Source organism: Protofrankia sp. CiP1_Cm_nod1 (assembly GCF_920888515.1).
Taxonomy (GTDB): Bacteria; Actinomycetota; Actinomycetes; order Frankiales; family Frankiaceae; genus Protofrankia.
The window spans coordinates 1-17389 of the sequence record NZ_CAKKTM010000466.1 but is presented as its reverse complement, the minus strand read 5'-3'; the positions used below and the strand labels follow the sequence as shown (position 1 = coordinate 17389).

Annotated in this window: 9 protein-coding genes; 5 read left to right on the top strand and 4 right to left on the bottom strand. The window is 71.3% G+C overall.

What is annotated here, in order from left to right; all coding sequences use genetic code 11:
* Positions 1-2: 2 nt before the first annotated feature.
* The 5 genes from NBX02_RS22155 (at position 3) to NBX02_RS22135 (ending at position 9552) form a co-directional block, all read left to right on the top strand.
* The gene (locus NBX02_RS22155) at positions 3-1994 is read left to right on the top strand and encodes a hypothetical protein (RefSeq protein WP_250292942.1); all 1992 of its coding nucleotides are present in this window, start codon (positions 3-5) and stop codon (positions 1992-1994) included.
* Between the two features lie 44 nt (positions 1995-2038).
* Positions 2039-3025 (top strand): hypothetical protein, encoded by a 987-nt coding sequence (locus NBX02_RS22150; protein ID WP_250292940.1) that lies wholly within the window; start codon positions 2039-2041, stop codon positions 3023-3025.
* Positions 3022-6696, top strand: a complete 3675-nt coding sequence (locus NBX02_RS22145; RefSeq protein WP_250285218.1) for a hypothetical protein — start codon at positions 3022-3024, stop codon at positions 6694-6696. Before NBX02_RS22150 ends, NBX02_RS22145 begins: the two co-directional genes overlap by 4 nt.
* On the top strand, positions 6693-8504 hold the full coding sequence (locus NBX02_RS22140; protein WP_250292939.1) for a hypothetical protein: 1812 nt from the start codon (positions 6693-6695) through the stop codon (positions 8502-8504). Before NBX02_RS22145 ends, NBX02_RS22140 begins: the two co-directional genes overlap by 4 nt.
* A gap of 82 nt (positions 8505-8586) precedes the next feature.
* Positions 8587-9552, top strand: a complete 966-nt coding sequence (locus NBX02_RS22135; RefSeq protein ID WP_250292937.1) for a hypothetical protein — start codon at positions 8587-8589, stop codon at positions 9550-9552.
* A 29-nt stretch (positions 9553-9581) separates the two neighbouring features.
* On the opposite strand, the gene NBX02_RS22130 is transcribed toward NBX02_RS22135, so the two are convergent.
* From NBX02_RS22130 to NBX02_RS22115, 4 genes are all read right to left on the bottom strand, one after another.
* Complete coding sequence (locus tag NBX02_RS22130) at positions 9582-11384, bottom strand: vWA domain-containing protein (protein WP_250292935.1); 1803 nt, start codon at positions 11382-11384, stop codon at positions 9582-9584.
* Between the two features lie 164 nt (positions 11385-11548).
* Positions 11549-13996 carry a hypothetical protein gene (locus NBX02_RS22125; RefSeq protein WP_250285886.1) on the bottom strand — a complete coding sequence of 816 codons (2448 nt, stop codon included), beginning with the start codon at positions 13994-13996 and terminating at the stop codon, positions 11549-11551.
* Positions 13993-15027: a hypothetical protein gene (locus tag NBX02_RS22120; RefSeq protein WP_250285887.1), complete on the bottom strand. Its 1035-nt coding sequence runs from the start codon at positions 15025-15027 to the stop codon at positions 13993-13995. Before NBX02_RS22120 ends, NBX02_RS22125 begins: the two co-directional genes overlap by 4 nt.
* 285 nt (positions 15028-15312) lie before the next feature.
* Positions 15313-17031 carry a protein phosphatase 2C domain-containing protein gene (locus NBX02_RS22115; protein WP_250285888.1) on the bottom strand — a complete coding sequence of 573 codons (1719 nt, stop codon included), beginning with the start codon at positions 17029-17031 and terminating at the stop codon, positions 15313-15315.
* Between the last annotated feature and the right edge of the window lie 358 nt (positions 17032-17389).

The window sequence follows — 17389 nt, the reverse complement described above, 5'->3', positions numbered from 1 at the left end:
TTGTGCCGGGGTCTGACGACAGCCGTGATGGGCCGGTGGCAGCGGGATGCTGCCCGGTCTGCGCGCTGCCGTGCGGGGCGGCGGCGCGGTGCCGGGGGTGCGGCTGGCTCCTGCGTGGCGGTTACGTCCTGGGCGGGATCACTGCCGGTCTCGAGCGGGAGTTCGGTGCCCGGCTGGCGGCGGCACGCCGCCGGTTCGACCTGCGGGCCGTGGCCCGGGTCGTCGACGCGCTCGGTGACGGCGATCCGGGGCTGGCCGGCCGGCTGGTGGCTGTGGTCCGCGGCGGCCCGCCGGCGCCGGGTGAGATCGACGCCGCCCGGCGCGAGGTGGGTGAGGCGCCCACCGTGGCGCCGGCCGGCGTGGTCGTCGGGCGGCTGCTGAACCGGATCGTCAGCGGCGAGATCAGGCAGGCGGCTGTCGTCGAACTGACACCGGACGCGGTCGCGGTGACCGGCGTCGGCGCCGACGATCTGGGTGTCCCCCAGCGGCTCGGGCCGCAGCGGACATGGAACTGGTCGGATCTGCTCCCGGGGCTGCCGTCGGAACCGGACAGCCAGTGGCTGCGGCTGGCCGGCGGGATCGGGGCTCACGGCGGCGGCCGGGTGGACCCGATCGTGACCGTGGGTTATAAAGGCTGGCCGGCGGCTCTCCAGCCGCTGCACGACGTGCTCGCGACGATCGGCCCGTCCAGCGTGGTGCCGCTGGTCCGGCAGGTCGCTGGCTGGCCGATGGTGGACGACGCGCTCCAGGCACTCGTGGACAGCCTCGTCCACGCCGGTCTGGCCGACGGCCAGCAACCGGTCGCCGTCGTGAGCGGCACTCTGGACGAGATGCTGCGGCGGGCGCCGCTGCGGCATGGTTACGCACTCGCCCTCGCCGAGGTCGATCATGTCACCCGACGGGTACGTCTGGTGACGCATCCGCTGTTCGAAGCCGACACGGTGGTGCCGGCCGAGCCGGAGCTGGCGCCGGAGTCCGAGGTCACGGTGCTGGCGCCGCCGACCCGTTCGGACGAGCTGGCGCTGGCGGTCGTCGCCCCGGTGGGGGACGACCCGCGGCAGTGGCGTCCGGTGGCCCTGGCGCGGTGCGCGCCGCAGCCCGGCACGCCCGTGCGGGTCCGGGTCGCGCTCGACGGGCCCGGCCGGGTGCGCTTCCTGCATCCGGCGGATCTGCGCGGTGGCGGCAGGACCTGGCCGGGCGTGTTGAACGAGGTCCCCGCCGAGTTCGGCGCCGAGCAGGTCGACGTGGTCTTCGCGCTCGAGCTCGGCGGTACGCCGGAGGCGGTGGCGGCCCGTTTCCAGGTGGTCGTGGACCTGCTCACGCTGGTCGGGGAGGAGCATCCGGAGCCGGCTGCGGTGATGGTCGGCCTGATCGGCTATGACGATCACAACCTGCTCGACTGGCGCGGGTCGCAGCGGCCGGTGGTGCGGTTGGCGGCGCCGATGGCGGCGGCGGGTGTGCTGACGGCCCTGTACGGATGGCGGCCGAGTGAGCCACGCTACGATTTCGCCGCCCCTGTCGAGGATGCCCTGCGTGTCCTGAACGAGTCGGCGGGGACGCGGTGGTGGCGCGACGGCGCCGCTCACTGTCTTGTCACGATCGGTGCCCGGCCGCCGCATCCGGTGCGGCAGCACGACGACCTCACGGTGCCCTGCCCGGCCCGTCACGACTGGAGGACGGAGATGGATCAACTGGTCGTACGGGACAGTATGCGCAGGGTGGCCATCCGGGGTATGCCCGAGGTCGACCCGGCCCGCGCCGGCGGGTCCGCGCGGGCGCGGGCCGATGAGGCATGGCGCCAGCTGGGCGCGGACGGGCTGTTCACCCTGGACGGGGTGTCCGCCGCCGGGCTGGCCTCGGCGCTGGGGCTGCTCGCCGGGTACGGCGAGCGCACGCTGCCGGTGCCGCTGCTGGGCCCGGCCACCGAGCCCTCCAGCGCGGCCCGGCCGGGTGCCGGCACCGGCAGCGTGGCTTCCGGCGGTGCCGCATGGTAAGCCCGCGGGTGGACCAGCCGGCATTCGACCGGCCGCGCTTTGACATGCGCATCGGTCTGTGGGGCGCGACATACAGCGGGAAGACGACGTATCTGGGCGCTTTGAAGCTCGCCGCCGAACAGGCGCGCAGCCGGGCCAGTTGGAGGGTCACGAGCAAGGATGCGGGTGCGGTGTCCGTGCTGTCCGAGCTCGCGAACGTACTCGCCGTCAAACGTATGTTTCCGGCGGGTACCCAGGTCGGCACCAACACCCGGCTGAGCTGGTCGTTTCTCGGGCAGAACCATGCGAACGAAAGTCATATAGAATTCGCTCTCGAGTTTTTGGACGTTTCCGGCCGGCTGTTCGAGGACCAGTGGACGCGCGACGACAAGGGCGAGAACGCGGACGTGGACGAGCTCGACTTCGATGAGGTGCGCGGCGAGCCGGGCCTGGGCACGCGTGACGAGGTCGCCAAGGAGCAGCTCGTGGAGCATCTGGTCACCTGCGACGGAATCATCTATTTGTTCGACCCGATCCGGGAGGAGGATGACGGCAACGGTTTCCAGTATTTCAACCAGATGCTCGACGAGGTGGTGAGCAGGACGTTCACCAACGGGAAGCTGGTCGGCAACCGGCTGCCCCACCAGCTTGCGGTCTGCATCACGAAGTTCGACGATCCCCGGGTGCTCGGCCGGGCGATGACACCTCGTGACCTCGCGGTGCTGGCGGAGAAACCCGGCCGGCCGAGAATCGAACAGAAAGTCGCACGCCGGTATTTCAGCATGCTCTGCCAGGAACGGCCCGACAACTCCGCTCAGCACATTCGTGACAGCATCCTGTCGAATTTCTACCTGGACCGTATCAGCTTCCACGCGACCTCCTCGATCGGTTTCTACATCGGGCCGAACGGCCGGTTCGACCCCGCTGACTATGCCAACGTCGTCAGCGAGCGGGGCCAGTTCCGTATTCGGGCCCGGCCGCAGCCGATGAATGTCCTTGAGCCGCTGGTGGGGCTGGCGAACCGGATCCGCAGGGCGGACGGGTACCGATGAGCGAGGTCGCTCTCGACTGGGCACTGATCGGTAAAGCTCCCGGCCAGCGGGAAGACTACAGCCTGCTACGATCCGGCTCCACCGGCCGGCTCCGCCCGGGGAGCATGGCCAAGATGGTCAATCACTTCTCACCCGGATCACCCAGGTCGCCTGTTGGGGAGGAACAGCGGGAGGGAGCGGACGCGCTGCCGTGGGTGACGTTCACCTTTGCCACGGCCGCCACCGTCCGGTATGTGGGGGCCGCGATCCGCGAGTGGCCGCGGGAGCCGACGGTGCCGGTGGACGCGGCCGGCCGCCCGATCGTCCCGACACGTTTCTTCTGCCTGCCGCTGGACGACTTCGAACGGTGTTTCGGCAGCTACCTGGCCCTGTACCGGGCGGTTGAGGAGCGGCCCTTCCCCGAGCACGACGACGAGCCGCTCATCGTGTCGGCTCGGTCACGTGACGAAGAGGTCTCGAGTGTCCGGGAGCGGCTGCTGGATCCGCGGACGGCCGCGGCCGTGGGGGCCGTGGCCGCGGCGCTGCTCCGTGGGCCGGTCACGCTCACTCCTGGTTACGTGTCGCCAAGGTATTCGCTTGAGGAGCGGATAGCCTTCTTCGACGAGGTGGCCGCACTGCTGCCCGCGGGCGTCCGGGCCACGCTGTCCGCGGGCACCTGGGTGGACAACCGGACCAGCCACCGGATCCGGCTGGCGTTCACCCAGTATCTGCGGGACGGCGCCGGGCAGATCGATCCGGATGACCCACGGGATGTCAACGCCGTCGTCGACGGCCATGATGACGCTGCCGGCCGCGACCACAGCCCCAGCCGTGTTTATGCCGTGAACCTGAAACGGCTGCGTGACGGGTGGGGAACCGACGCCGTTCTGCGCTGGCTCTCCGAGGACGAGAAGCCATACAGTTTCAACCAGCCGGACAAAATTGTCGAGGCACTCGCCGTGGCGGAGCGAAAGATACTGCTCGGCCAGACCCGGGGGAATTCGCCGTCTTCGCTGGCCACAGAGCGGGATGCGCTCACGGAAGAGACGCCCGAGGAAGATGCGTCCGCCCCGCCGGAGGCCCTTGCCGAGAGCATACGGGAGCACTTTCGTTCGCTGCCTCCTGTCGACTATCTGGCGGCCGAGCTGCTGAAGGTCTTCCTGCTGGGGACCGGCGGCTTCGGTGCGGGCGGAGCGATCGCCACCGACATCGAGCTGGTCAGGAAGCACTGGGTCCCGGCGGCGCTGCCGGCGCTGCTCGAGCGCTGTCGGCAGCTTGTCGAGGTGGACGCCGACAGCCGGCTGCTCACGGCGCTGGTGGGTATGGCAGAGCGGCTGCGCTGCCTCCCGGAGATTCTTGCTGACTTCCTGCTGCTGCACGGCGGCGCCGATGAGGTCGGGCGGGAGATACGCGATCTCGTGGTCGACTCCACACTCGATCATCGGGACGACGCGGACGGCTGGCGGATGGTCCGGGACCGGCTGGCGGCCGACCGCGCGTACACGATCCATCTGCTGGTCAGGCAGATGAAGCGTGAGCTGCCGGCCGATGGGTGGGACGCGCCTGCCCCGTCGGGCGGGCGCACCCTGCTGGGGCTGCTGGGCTGGCTGGAGGCCGCCGACCATCCGGCGTCCAGGAATGTGCTGCGGGTCCTGCGCGCGTTGGAGACCTCCTCGTTCCGGCAGATGATCGGCGCTGACGACATCGCCGCTCTCAGCGGGCCGGACGGGGCCGGTGACCCGGGGGTGCAGGTGCTGCTGGAGCGGGCCCTCCGGCGGGGGCGGTTCGACCAGGTGCTGCCGGTGTTCGAGGACTGGCTCACGGCCGCGAGCCAGCGGTTCGACGTGCGGCGGCGGGACGAGTGGGCCAGCTTCCTCGAGCGGCCCGACATCGAGATCGACAGCGGCGTGCGCAAGCGGCTGCTGAAGACGGCGCAGAGCCGGTCCAGACGCCGGCTGGGGCTGCTGCGCCGTGGCGGTGACGGCGGGCAGGCGGTGACCGACAGCCTGCCCGAGGGCGCTCAGGTCGGCCTCGAGGTGCAATGGATGATTGCTGATCATCCCGATCGGCGGGATGTCCGCGATATGGCCTGGCTGGCAGCCCACTACCGGCCCGCGCCGCCGACGGGTGGTGCCCTGACGCTGGGGGAGGTCTCCTTCTTCGGCGATGTCATGAAAAACGTGGCCGTTGCCTTCCACGCCCCTGCCGGCCGGCTTGGCCGGGGTGAATTCTTGTGGTGTTGTTATGCGTCCCACGAAGAATTTGTCAGGGCTCGTCCCAGAATAGCCAGGTTCTATCAGGCGGCGCAGGGCGGGATGCGCACGCCGGATGCTCCGCAGAAATTGCTGCGCATGGCGGCGCCGACGTCGACGGCCATCGCCGACGCTATCGACACGTTCGGCTTCGGTGCGGTCGCGGCCACCGCGGCGCTCCTGCTCGACGGGCCGGTGACCATTGCCACACCAGTGTTCCCGGTGCCGTCCGCGCCTCCGGTGCCGTCCGTGCCGCTGCGGCTGCGGCTGGCTTTTCTCGACACCGTCCTGGCGCTCCTGCCGATAGGGATGTGTTCATCGCTGAGCGCCTGCACCTGGGCGTACGGCGATCGGATCGAGCGTTTTCGTATCGCTTTCGGTGATGGCGCGGCCGGGTCGGGCCGACATGTGGTGGAGTGGCGGAACCTGCCCGGAATTCCGCCGCTACGGTCGGGTCTCGCCCGGGCCTACTACCGCCGTCTCCTGCTGCTGCGGACCCTGTTCCACGAGACCCGCGACATCGTCCATGTACTTGCCCGGGACAGCGCTCCCTTGAATCTGGACATACCGGATGAGCGCTTCCGGGTCTCCATGATGTTCGAGAACATGCTGTTCGAGCCGGTACGGGAGCCCGAGACGGCCATGGAGAAGTGGTCGAGCCGGGTGGACGACGTTCTCGCCGGGAATTCCGGCGGGGACGACGACGACATCAGGACACTTGAGGCCCTGCTCGCCGATGGTTCTCTGCTCGATGTGGAGGACACCCGCTCCTACGCGCGGCGGCTGCGCGAGCAGGGCCGGCTGGACCGGGTGCTCGGCGGGCTGCTGGGCCGGAAGCCGAAGGGCGCCGCCCGGTTTCGCCGGGTCCAGGCCGGGGCTGTCGCGTTGGCCCGTGAGTTCTGCGCCGACGGGTGGTCGCCGGCCGGCGAGCGCCGCTGGCCCGAGGTCGACCGCGGGCTGCGCCGCGCGGACCGGGCCCCCCTGGAGGTCGCCATCCAGGAGATGCGGGCCGGCTCGGTCGAAGGGCTGCGGCACTGGCTCGACCGGATGGACAGCATCGGCGACCCGCCGCGGATACTCGACCCGTTCCGGACGCTTCTGATCGAGGCGCGGACTCCCGCCGACATACCGGATCCGGCCAGGTCTCCGGACGGGCTGCGGGCGCTGCTACAGCTCGCCCGCCGCCTGGACCTACAGGACGGCACAGCGCTGCTGCCAGCTCTCCTCGCCCGTCTCCCCGACGGCTGGGGCCAGGCCGCCGGGTACTTCCGGTGGTTTTCCGCCTCGGGTGCCCACAACGCGCCGGGTGCCCACAAGGGGGCGCTCACCCGGGCCGGGTCGAAGGACATCCCGGCGCTCGGCGGATCCGGGCCGGTGGAGGAAGCGCGCGAGAACGTCTCGCCCGGATCCGAACTTCTTCTATGGCGGAAGTCACCGTGAGCGGAAGCGCGGGACATGTCGGCCTTGACCTGGGGTCCGTCTGCACCAGGATCGCTGTCTGTGATGACGCGGGCCACCTGCCGCCGTTCGATCCCGTCAGTGACGCGCCGGTCGCGACCGCTGTCGCCTGGGCGGGGCCGCGGGTGCTCGTCGGACGCGCTGCCTTCGACGGCACCTCCGCTCCGGACAGCCTGGCCGGCCGCGACGCCGTCGGGCACGATGCCGGGGCGCTCACCGGCTTCCTGGACCTGCTCGGGACGCCGGAGGCCTATTGGGGGCAGCACGGCTGGCGGTCACCCCGCGGCCCGGCGCGGGCCGCGCGTGCCTTCCTCACCGCTGTCCTGGACGGGAGCACTGTCCTGGACGGGAGCACTGTCCTGGACGGGAGCACAGCCCTGGACGGGTCCGGGGCCCGGGGCGGGGCGTCCGGCCATGGCCGGGGTGTCTCGGCCACGCGTCAGATGGTCGTCGCCGTGCCGGAGCGCTGGCAGCGCACGTCCGAGGGGAAGGGCGCCCGGGACGGGCTGCGTCGCCTGCTCGCCGACGACCTCGGGCTGCCGGTGCGCGCCCTGGTCAGCGCACCGCTCTGCGCCGCGGCCTGGTCGGTCGCCGACCGTGCCCCCGGCCTTGACAGCCTGCCCACGACGGCACCGAACGTATTAGATACAGAACAGGAAGTGGCAGGAGCGGGGCCGGCTGTGACGGGCCCGGCCGGCCCTGCCGTGGGCGGGGCGCCGCGGCCGGGCCGGCTGCTGCTCGTCTGCGATGTCGGCGCTGACCGGGTGCAGGCCGCCTTGTGCGAGACGCAGGAGCGTGCGGTCCGGCTGCTGGACGCCGAGACCCGCGCCGGTGCCGCGGGGTCGGCCTTCGCGGCCGCGGCGGTGCGGCTGGCCTACACCCGCGTCCACGGCCGGGAGCCCACGGACACCGTGGCCGCGCGGCTGCTCCGCGTCTTCGCCGAGGATCTTGCCCGCGGCCAGGAGCGGGCCGTGCGGGTGCTCGCCGCCGCGGCCGAGCAGCCACGCTGGCGGGACGCGGGTGCCTACCGGTTCGGCGCTGGCTACCGGCTGTCCGCCGCGGATGTGACCGGCTGCCTCGATCCGGTCATGGAAACGATCGAGGATGCCGTGGTCGCCCTGCTGACCCGCCGCGCCGACCTGCTCGACAGCGTCCCCCCGGTTCCCGGCGCTCCCGATGGGCCGGGGAAGAGTGGCGGCGGTTCGCCTCGAGCGTCCGGCGACGGGCTGGATGTGCTCACCGTCGGTGGTCTTGGCGCGCTGCCGCCGGTGCGGGCCGCGGTGTCGCGGGCCGCGGGCCGGGCGTTGGCCGCGCTCGGCCGGGGCGGCATCCCGGTGCCACTGGCGGTGGACCGCCCCGAGCTCGCGGCGGCCCGTGGGGCGGCGGTGCTGGCCGCCGGCCGGGTGACCGCGGCCGAGGGCTGCCCGCATGCCCTGAGCCTGCGGGTGCACCAGGTCCGTGACGGCCTGCTGGCCGCGGGGAGTCTGGTGGTCGCTACACCGGGTGCTCTCCCACTGGAACGGGCCGAGGCCGGCGACGTCCCGGTCGTGGTGACCGTCGACGGCTCCCACGGCCGTGAGGTGCTTGTCGACGTCCAGCCGGCTGGTCACGGTGGTCGTTTTCCGGTCCGGATACCGTTACGGGACGATCTGCCATCGGGCGGCTACCACGTGGGGGCGCGGGCCGTCCGCACCGGGTTCGGGCCTGGCGCACTCGTCCTGCACCCGGTCGCCGGTGGGCCGGCGCGGGTCCTGCCTCTCCCCTCAGCTCCGGCGGCGGAGAACGGGTGACCTTCGCCTGTGCCGTCCCAGACCGGGCGTGGCGGGGGGCCGGCGGCGGGATACAGGCCGTCAGCAGGGGATGAACGGAGGAATGGTGGTTGAGGACCCCTGGGCCGAGCCGCGGCCCGGGGAGGTGGCGATCACCGCCTCTCCGGATGCGCCGGTGACGGCGCTCGACGCGTTGCGTTCGGCATTCCGGCAGGCTGTGCTGGCGGTGAAGGCCGGGGCCGGGGCCGGGGCCGGGGCCGGTGAGGCCGACCCGGCGGAGGCGTTCGGCGTGGTGGTGGCCCTCGACGCCGCCCTGGCCACAGCGAAGGATCTCGTCGAGGTCCTGCCGGGCCTGCTGGCGGTGGCCGACGCCGGTATCCCGGCCGAGGAGGAGCTGCTGCGCTCCGCGGCCGAGCAGGCGTCGGCAGCGGCGGATGTCGCGGCGCTACGGGCGGAACTGGACCGCCGCCGTGGCATCGAACGGGGGCTGCTCGACCGCGCCGCCGAGTACGAGCTGCTGCGGGCCCGGGTCGGGGAGCTCCGGCACGCCGAGAAGGTCGCCGGCTTCCTCGACACGCTGCGGGCGCAGCACGATGATCTCACCGAGCGGGCGGAGGTCTTCGCCACCCCGGTGGCCGAGACGGAGCGGGCGTTGGAGCTCGCGGCCGGACGGCTGCTGCGGCTGACCGATGAGCAGCTCGGGGAGCTACGGGAGGATCTTCAGCGGCTGCTGGCACAGGCCGCGTCCGCCCAGCACGAGTGGGCCGAGCGGATCCGGGCCCGGGAGGAGGAGATCGCCCGCGCCAAGGAGGAGCACGGCCGGCTGGCTGGGGAGCTGGCCGGTGCCACGGCCGCCCTGGAGCGGCTGGTCGCCGAGAACGAGCAGCTCACCGTGGCCCTGCGGGCCCACGCGACGGCCAACGAGGCGATCACGAAGAGCCTGGGCGGGCTGGGGGGCGTCGGACGGCTCCTGCGGGAGGCCGATGCCGGGCTCGCGCAGGCGCTGGCGGAACGTGAGCGGGCGCTGCGCGCGCGCCATTCCATCCGTTTCCCGGGGGATGACGACTGAAAGCCCCCAGGGCTGTTCGATACGTTCCGTCAGCGGGTGATGCGCTTCCCGCGGCCGTTGTCCGGGCCGCTGTGGGGGCCCGGACGGTCGCGGAAGAACACGGCGAACGGGTCGTCCGCCTGCCCAGCCCCGGTATAGATGAAGGTTGTGTCTCCGATGACCCAGGAGTCGCCCGGGGAGAACCGGAGCCGGGGCGGTTTCCGGGGCCGGCGCGGCTGGTAGCGCGTTTTCCCGTCCCGGCGCGTCTGGTGACGCGGTTTGCCGGCCGGGCGCGGCGCCTGGTAGCACACGAAGATGTCGGTTCGACGGAGTTCGCCGATGCTCCTGGCCCGCCGGCCACGCACCGATCCGAGGCCGGGGACGTCGAGCCGCCGCCCCGGGCCGATCCGTACTCTCCGCCCGGACAGCTCCGCCCGTACGATCTGGCCGTCCGGCCATTCCGCGGACAGGACACCGGTCAGCTTCGGATACCACCACAGCAAGCCGCCGACGGCCGCCCCAAGGCCCGCCGCCGCCAGCAGGGCGAGCAGGAGCAGCCCGGCGAAGTTCCAGCCGGCCCGGCTCGAGCCGTACAGGGTGCTGCTCTCGCCGGCGAGGCGTAGCTGGAGCGGCAGCTTGAAGTCGCTTTCAGTAACGTTCCGCCACGATGAGTCGATATTCGCGCCCAGGCGTAGCTCGCTGGTGACAGTTCTCGAGCCGCGGAGCCGGCCGGTAGTGTGCGATTTCCAGCTCAGCGTGACCGGAACGGTGACGCTGTGTCCCGGTTCCAGAGTTATCCGCGACGGGATGCCGTCCGCCCACACGTCCCGGTCGGACGAGGTGACCGAGACATCGGTGAGCTCCAGCGGGAGCCACCGTTCCCGCGATGTCAGCGTCACCTGTGTGACGAGCGGGGACGCCGCCGGGTCCACGTCGGCCAGTTGTGGGTCCCAGGAGACCACGACCTGCCCGCGCACGTCGGCCTCGAGCAGGTTGGCGGCCTTGCGCCGGCGGGTGTCGTCCTTGGCACGGTCCAGGTAGGCGGGCAGCTGGCCCGTGGGCAGCGCGAGCACCGTGGTGGTGGGCAGCGCCCGCTTGAGCTGGCCGGCTCCGTCCCGCGCCTGATCGTCGTCACGCAGGGCGACGCCGTAGCCGTGGACCTTCGTGACGTCGAGCCGCTGCCGCGCGTCGTCCCCGAGCAGCTGCCACGGGCGGTCGTCACCGGTTGGGAAGCCGCTGTTGGGAGGCGGCTGATGCCGCCCGTCGGTCAGCAGGAAGACTGCGGCCACCGGGGACGCGTCGTGCCGGCCGAGCTCGTCGACCGCCTCCCTGACGGCGGCGCCGATGTCGGTGTGCGTCCCGGTGGGGACGCGGGGCAGCCGGTCGACCGCGCCGGCCGCGCCGGCCGCGGGGCCGGCGTAGAGCACGGCCGGGGCGACGTCGAAGCCGATCAGGACGAAACGGTCGCTGGGCGCGAGGCCGGCGACGAAGCCCCGCAGGAAGTGGCTCACCTGGCCGGCGAGCCCACCGGCGGCCATCGACGCCGAGGTGTCGACGAGGACGACGTAGTCGGCCGGGACGTCGTCGACGTGCAGCGCGGCCATGACAGCAGCGCGGTCCATCTGCGGGACGCCCGGTTGCGGGTCGGGGGCCGGTTCCGGGGGGAGCGCGGCCGGCCGCGGGGTGGCCGCGGACGCTGCCGGCAGCCCGAGGCCGGTACCGCTGCCGCCGATGGCGGGCAGCAGAGCGAACAGCGCGGCGAGGAACGCGGCGAAGAGCGCTGTGAGGAGCACGGTGAGGAGCGCTGTGACGACGGGCGTGAGCCACCGGACGGGCGTCACAGCGGGTTTCACGATCGCGCCGGATCCGTCCCGGCCGCGTGCTCCCGACGGCATGCGGTCACGGGTCATGCCGGCCGGCGCTGCCTGCCCGGGCTGTCGCCGCCTGTCCGGCCGGGGTGCCCACCACGGCCCCGGCTGGTCCCGGCTGGCACATCCCCGACCCGGTGCGCCCCGGCTCAACGACCCATCTTTCTCAGCGGAATACGCTCCCCGGTGAGGCGTGGATACCTGCTCTTGAACAGGGCGTCCCATTCCTTTTTCCCGGGGAGTTTTCTCACCGGATCTCTCCGTGGCAGGTGGTCGAAAAATTCGAGGACCATATCCGCGAGCAGATCGTCTTTGACGACACCGGATTTTGTGGCGATATCGCGAAGCAGCAGGAGGATTCGGTTCGTTGCCGGTGGAGAATCCGGCCAGCCGGTTCTCCGGACATGACCGGTCAGGGTTTTGAATATCTGCTGGTACATGTTCTTGGTGTCGCTGTTGCCGGGCAGGCTCATGAACGAGCTGCGGAAGGAGCTGACGTAGCTGTCGGCGAGCTCGCCGGCTTCGCTCGCCCACAGCTTCAGATCTTCGCGCGGCTGTTCTCCGAACGCCAGCAGGAGCAGGTCCATGACCGCCTCAAGCTCGACCGCCTCGAGCTCACCGGTCTTCGTCCGGTCCGGCACGGCCCAGCGGAGCTCCTTGACCCAGCCCTTTCTGTCCTCCTCGTCCCGCAGGAGCGCGGGTACCTCGGACAGCATCCACTGCAGCGCGTATGGGAGCAGGACGGCGGCAGCCCTGAAGCCGCCGGCCTTGCGAGCCAGCTGCAGCAGGGCGAGAACATAGGAGCCGCCGTGCTCTCTGACTGTGCCCACGGCCAGAGCCGCCGCTTCGGACGATGCGCCGTCGATGACGTCGCGGAACGGGCGCAGCCTTTCCCGTAGTGGGCCGGCGGTCTCCAGCCATGCCAGCATGGCCTTGATCTGCTCATCCGGCAGGCGGTCGGCTGCCTGCCGGACCAGCTCGCGCGCCAGCGATTCGGGCGCGTAGTAGGTGATCGCGGTCAGTACCTCGTCATCGGCGTCGACCGTCGTCCGCCCGGTAGGCAGACGACGGTCGCGGAAGTGCCGCAGCACGAGGGACGCGGCTGTGGCACACCGTTGCCGATCGAGTACTGGCTGGTCGGACGCCGGCTGGTCGACTGGCTGTCCGAGTGCGGCTGCAGCCGCCTCCTGCCGCGCCTTCTGGGCGTCCAGCAGCCCCGCGAGCGCCTGGTCGGCGAGGCCGAGACGGTCGGCCAGGCCGAGCAGGCGTTCTGGCGCGGTGAGATCCACATCGCTCGCCCACAGCAGCCTCCGGCCGATCGTCCCTATGGAGACCGCCAGCCAGTGCTGTAGCTCCTTCGGCTTCCTGGCCGTCCACTCCGGCCACGTCTGCCCGATCTCCGCCAGCCCCTCCGGGCTCGCCGTCTCGAGGAGGCCCCATACCGTCCCGCGCCAGGCGTTCCGGTCGGGCTCCTCGGCGGCCCTGCCCGTAGGCCGAGGGCGTGCCACGACAGGCTTTGCCGGGGTGGGCGGGAGCGGCTGGACGGATTTGACCAGTTTGACAGCTTTGACAGCTTTAACAGGTTGGACAGGTTTGACAGCTTTGGCAGGGTGGACGGAAGAGGCGAGCTGTGCGTCCAGCCTGGAAAGGCAGTGTATGGCATGGCCGGGATCGTTCGTCCGGTGTGGTTCCCCGGCCGAGGCTAGATGTTCGACGATCTCCTGAACGGTATGACCGCTCTTCTTCATGGCCATCAGCAGGTGCGCATAGTGGATGTGTCTGTTGTCGGGGGAAACGCGCGGCTGGCGGAGGGAGGGAGACAGCTCGACGACGGGCAGCCTGTCCGGGGGCACCCAACGGATGCCCGCGTGCTCCGGCCGGGCACGGTTCGTGAACGCCAGCCTGATCCGGTGGATGCTCCCGCCGTCCGCCCAGGTGCTGGCTACCAGTTTCGACCGCTGACCGTAGGGGAGCAGCGCGGCCACCGCGTCGAGGAAGCGCAGCCGTTGCACCATCTGCTCGTCGGGGTGGCCGGCCGGGGCGTCGAGCACCGACACCGGGTGCGCGAGCAGCAGCCCGGCGGTGGCCGCCACCAGAGCGAAGCCGAACCGCTCGATGTGCTCCGCCAGCTCGCCGGCGTCCAGGGGAGTGAGGGTGACGGGCACCGGCCCGTCGCCGTCGCGACGTTCGGCGACGCCCGCGTCGCGGAGCGCGGAGTACAACGTCGCATAGGACGTTGGGACGCGAGCCAGATCGGCGAAGGGCACACAGAGATAACCGGTCGTCGCGATCTGCCTGCCCCCACCGTCGACCTGGTCGGACCAGGTCCGCACCGCGATCCCGAGCACGCTTCCCTCGCCGTGGGAGGCGTAGCTCACTGTCATCCATGGCAGGGCATTGGGCAGCGGCTGCGGGACCGGCCACGGTGGGGTGCCCGGGGTGAAGTCCTGCAGGATCGTGTCGAAGCCGGCCCGGGAGAAGAAGTCCCCGCCCGACCGCAGCACGGCATAGTCGTCTTCGCTGTTCGGTTCTTTCCCCATCAGCGCCCAACCGGCCGGGACCGTCCGGCCCGGGTCGTGCGGTGCCTGCTCGGTCATGTTCCGGAGAATGACCGGTGGATCTGTTTCTCCAGCCACAGGAACGGCTCCAGCACATTGATGGGCGTGACCTGGCCGCGGATGCGCGGTATGCCCTCCGGAGTCCTCTCGACGTTGGCGCAGTCGCGTCCTCGGAAGACGCGGCTCGGGCCGATATAGAAACCGATGGCCGAGCTCACGAAATATTTCACCCGCTGGGCCTGGAAGTATCGTTCGATACTGCGCATGACAAGCGGGGAGGAAGTGCCGTCCCGGTCGTTGCACAGCCCCCGGAAGAACTCACCGGCATAGTCGTCCTGGACTGTCGGGGTCCCGGCATCGTCGTCACCGGCCAGCACGACCCCGTGGTTGAGGGCCTTCCGGTAGACCGTCGGGTCGTCGAACTTCGTGACGCAGACGGCGAGGTGGTGCGGGAGCCGCCCGTCCCGCAGCCGGCCCATCTCGTACGACCGGCGGGCCAGCTGCTCCAGCATCCGCTGGAAGTACCGGTAGGACCTCCGTTCGTGGACGGGGTCGAAAAGGTACACGATCCCGTCGCACTCCGCCAGATGATCTATGATCTGCCTGGGGGTCTGTGGCTCGGGCTCGTCGAAGATATCCAGTTCGTCCTTCTCCGCGAAGATCGGGGATTTCGTGGAGGAGTCATCCGACGTGCTGGCGAACATACGGCCGGCGACATCGAGCATCTGTATCTCGAGGACGGCCTGGCCGGGCACGATGGGGCTGCGGAGCCTGCGCCACCACGCCCTGCTGTCGCGGATGGGCTTGATCAGGCGCCATCGGAGCTCCATGACACCGCTGGTCGCGGGTGGGAAGAGCTGGTCCTCGCTCATCAGTTTGGTGTTGTAGCTCAGGAAGTCCGACGCGGTGTCGTCGACCCCGGTGATGAGCCAGTCGTCATTGTTATTGTCCGGGTGGTTGACGACGGCGATCTGCAGCGCGGCCAGGAAAGTGGTCTTGCCGCTCAGCGGAGCACCCCACAGACCGATGCGCGCGACACGCGATGCGGGTTGTGTTTCCATTGTCGTCATCGGGGGAATCCGGGATCGACACGGTTCCCCACGAGTGCGCTGGTTGCGTTCGTGGAGACTGACGACGATCTGTTGTTGATAATTGGATGCCCCCGCATCACGACCATCGAAAACTCCCGTAACCCGGACGGGGCACGGTGAGATGGTCCACCCTGTTACCGGCCGATATCCTTATGATCAAAATACTGGACCGGGTACCCGCAGTGTCAGTTGCCCCCGGACCCGGTCAAGTTTACCGGTTGGTCATGAACGATGGCAGGCTACCGGTACCAGTACCGGTAGCGGTCAGCGGGTGGAGGTGTCGTCGGCGACCAGGTCGGCTACGACGATGGTGGTGTCGTCGCGGGCACCGGCGTGCATGGCCGCGTCCACCAGGGCGTCCGCGGCCCGCTCCGGGCTCAGACTGCCCAGCTCCATCAGCAGGCCGTTGAGCTGCTCGGGCGCCATGACCTTGGTGATCCCGTCGCTGGCAAGGACGACCCGGTCGCCGGCCCGCACGGGCTCCTCCAGCAGATCGAGCTCGACATCCTCGTTGAGGCCGATCGCGTTGAGCAGTGGCCCGTTCTTGATGGCGTGCGGTGTGGTGAGCTGCCGCGGCCGGCCACGGCCGGGCTGTAGCCAGACGGAGCTGTCCCCCACGTGCGCGACGAAGAGGGTCCGGCCGGTGTCCTGCTGCCGGCCCAGCACGACGACGTCGAGGGTGCAGGCCATGCCGTGCCAGGAGGGCTCCTCCAGGGGCTTCTCCCGGACCGTCCGGTTGGCCCGCTCGAGCGCCCTCCGCAGCCCGTCGCGCGGGTCGGCGGCGTACTGTGGGCGGAAGCTCGCCACCGTGGTCACCGCCAGGGTGGACGCGATCTGCCCGGCTGCCTCGCCGCCGACCCCGTCGGCGACCGCGAGCAGGCCATCAACGACGACGAAGGCGTCCTCGTTGGGGCCGCCGCGCTTGCCGCGCCTGGTCCGGCCGGCCGCGGCCAGCCGCAGCGGCGCCGACGTGGAGACGTCCGGCTCGTTCGCGACCAGCTGCTCGCCGCCAGGAGCTGGCGGCGGGGGGATCGGTGCGGTCGGGGGGAGCGTCCAGCCGCTCTCCGCCGGTACACCGTGATCGTCCCGCGGGGCGTCGGGCCTGCCACCGTGGGAGCGGGCCGCGCCTGGGCCGGCGTCGGGGTATCCGCCGGCCTGCGCGTCGGCCGGACTCCCGGCGCCGGTGCCAGGTGGGGAGCCGGGCGTGCCGTACCCCGCGGTGCCCGCGGGCAGGTCCTCACCCCGCGCGGGCCCGCCGGCGGCGGGCTGGTCGACCGCCGGCCTGGCCCGGCCGCTCTCCGGGACCGGGATGACCGGTGGTGGCGGGCCGACCAGCGGTGGCATCCACCCGGTGGCGTCCGGGCCGCGGGACTGCTGCCGATGATCCCCCTCGACCCGGACGGTGGCGTCGGCGGTGGCGTTGACCAGCGGGGTCACCCGGGTGGTGGCCGCCGGGTCGACGGGGCCGTCGGGCCCGCTCCCGGGAGCCGGCGCGCGGTACGGCGGTGGCGCGGGGTATGCGGTGGTCGCGGCATCGGCGTGCGAGGCCCTGACGGACGCCGGGGGAGCCGGTGGAACCGGTGCGGTGGGCACCGGTGCGGTGGGCACCGATGTGGTGGGCGCCGGTGCGGTGGGAGCCGCGGCGTCGCCCAGGAGTGCGGGGCCGTCGAACTGGGTGGGGGCGGCCGGCGGGCCGCTGGTGCGGGGAGCCGGGCCGGCCGAGTCGTCCGGATCGCTGCCACGGGCCTGTTCCCGCGTCGCGGCCGGGCGCCGCAGCGACGCGAGAACGCCCTGGCGCTGGCGCCGGCGCCGGCGTTGTGGTGGCCGCCGCACGGGCATCGTCTCGTCGGGGGAGGAGTGTCGCGGCTGCGGCCTCGAGTCGGGACCGGGACGCTCCTGGTCACGGCTGGAGAGCACGACGAAGAGGATCGCGCCGATCAGGAGCACCACTATCAGCGTGATGGGTACCACCGGACTGTTCATGGCCTCCGTCCCCCACGTGCGGGTGTTCCGATCACGCTAGCGGACGTCGAGGCCGACGTCCCCTGTACCCACTCAATGACATCCATGCAGATCAGCCGATGGATGTGTCGTGATATCGACAGCCGTGACCGCAGTGGCCCGGCCCGTCCCGACCCATGGTGTCGAAAACGCGCCGCAGCGGCCATGTCTGTCCGCCGACGGGGCTCCGTCGCTGACGCCCCTCGGTCGCGGCACTTCGCGATTAAGGATCTTCCGGTCACGGGGGCCTCCCGACCGCGCAGCCCGCCCGGCCCCACGGCCCGCTCGGCCCCGGCCGCGCTGCCACGGGGCGGCGGGCATCCCGTTCCCGACGGCCGGC

Excerpts from the sequence above, each read along its gene's own strand:
- NBX02_RS22120 (WP_250285887.1), bottom strand. The coding sequence starts at position 15,027 with ATGACGACAATGGAAACACAACCCGCATCGCGTGTCGCGCGCATCGGT.
- NBX02_RS22125 (WP_250285886.1), bottom strand. The coding sequence starts at position 13,996 with ATGACCGAGCAGGCACCGCACGACCCGGGCCGGACGGTCCCGGCCGGT.
- NBX02_RS22135 (WP_250292937.1), top strand. The coding sequence starts at position 8,587 with ATGGTGGTTGAGGACCCCTGGGCCGAGCCGCGGCCCGGGGAGGTGGCG.
- NBX02_RS22150 (WP_250292940.1), top strand. The coding sequence starts at position 2,039 with ATGCGCATCGGTCTGTGGGGCGCGACATACAGCGGGAAGACGACGTAT.
- NBX02_RS22115 (WP_250285888.1), bottom strand. The coding sequence starts at position 17,031 with ATGAACAGTCCGGTGGTACCCATCACGCTGATAGTGGTGCTCCTGATC.
- NBX02_RS22145 (WP_250285218.1), top strand. The coding sequence starts at position 3,022 with ATGAGCGAGGTCGCTCTCGACTGGGCACTGATCGGTAAAGCTCCCGGC.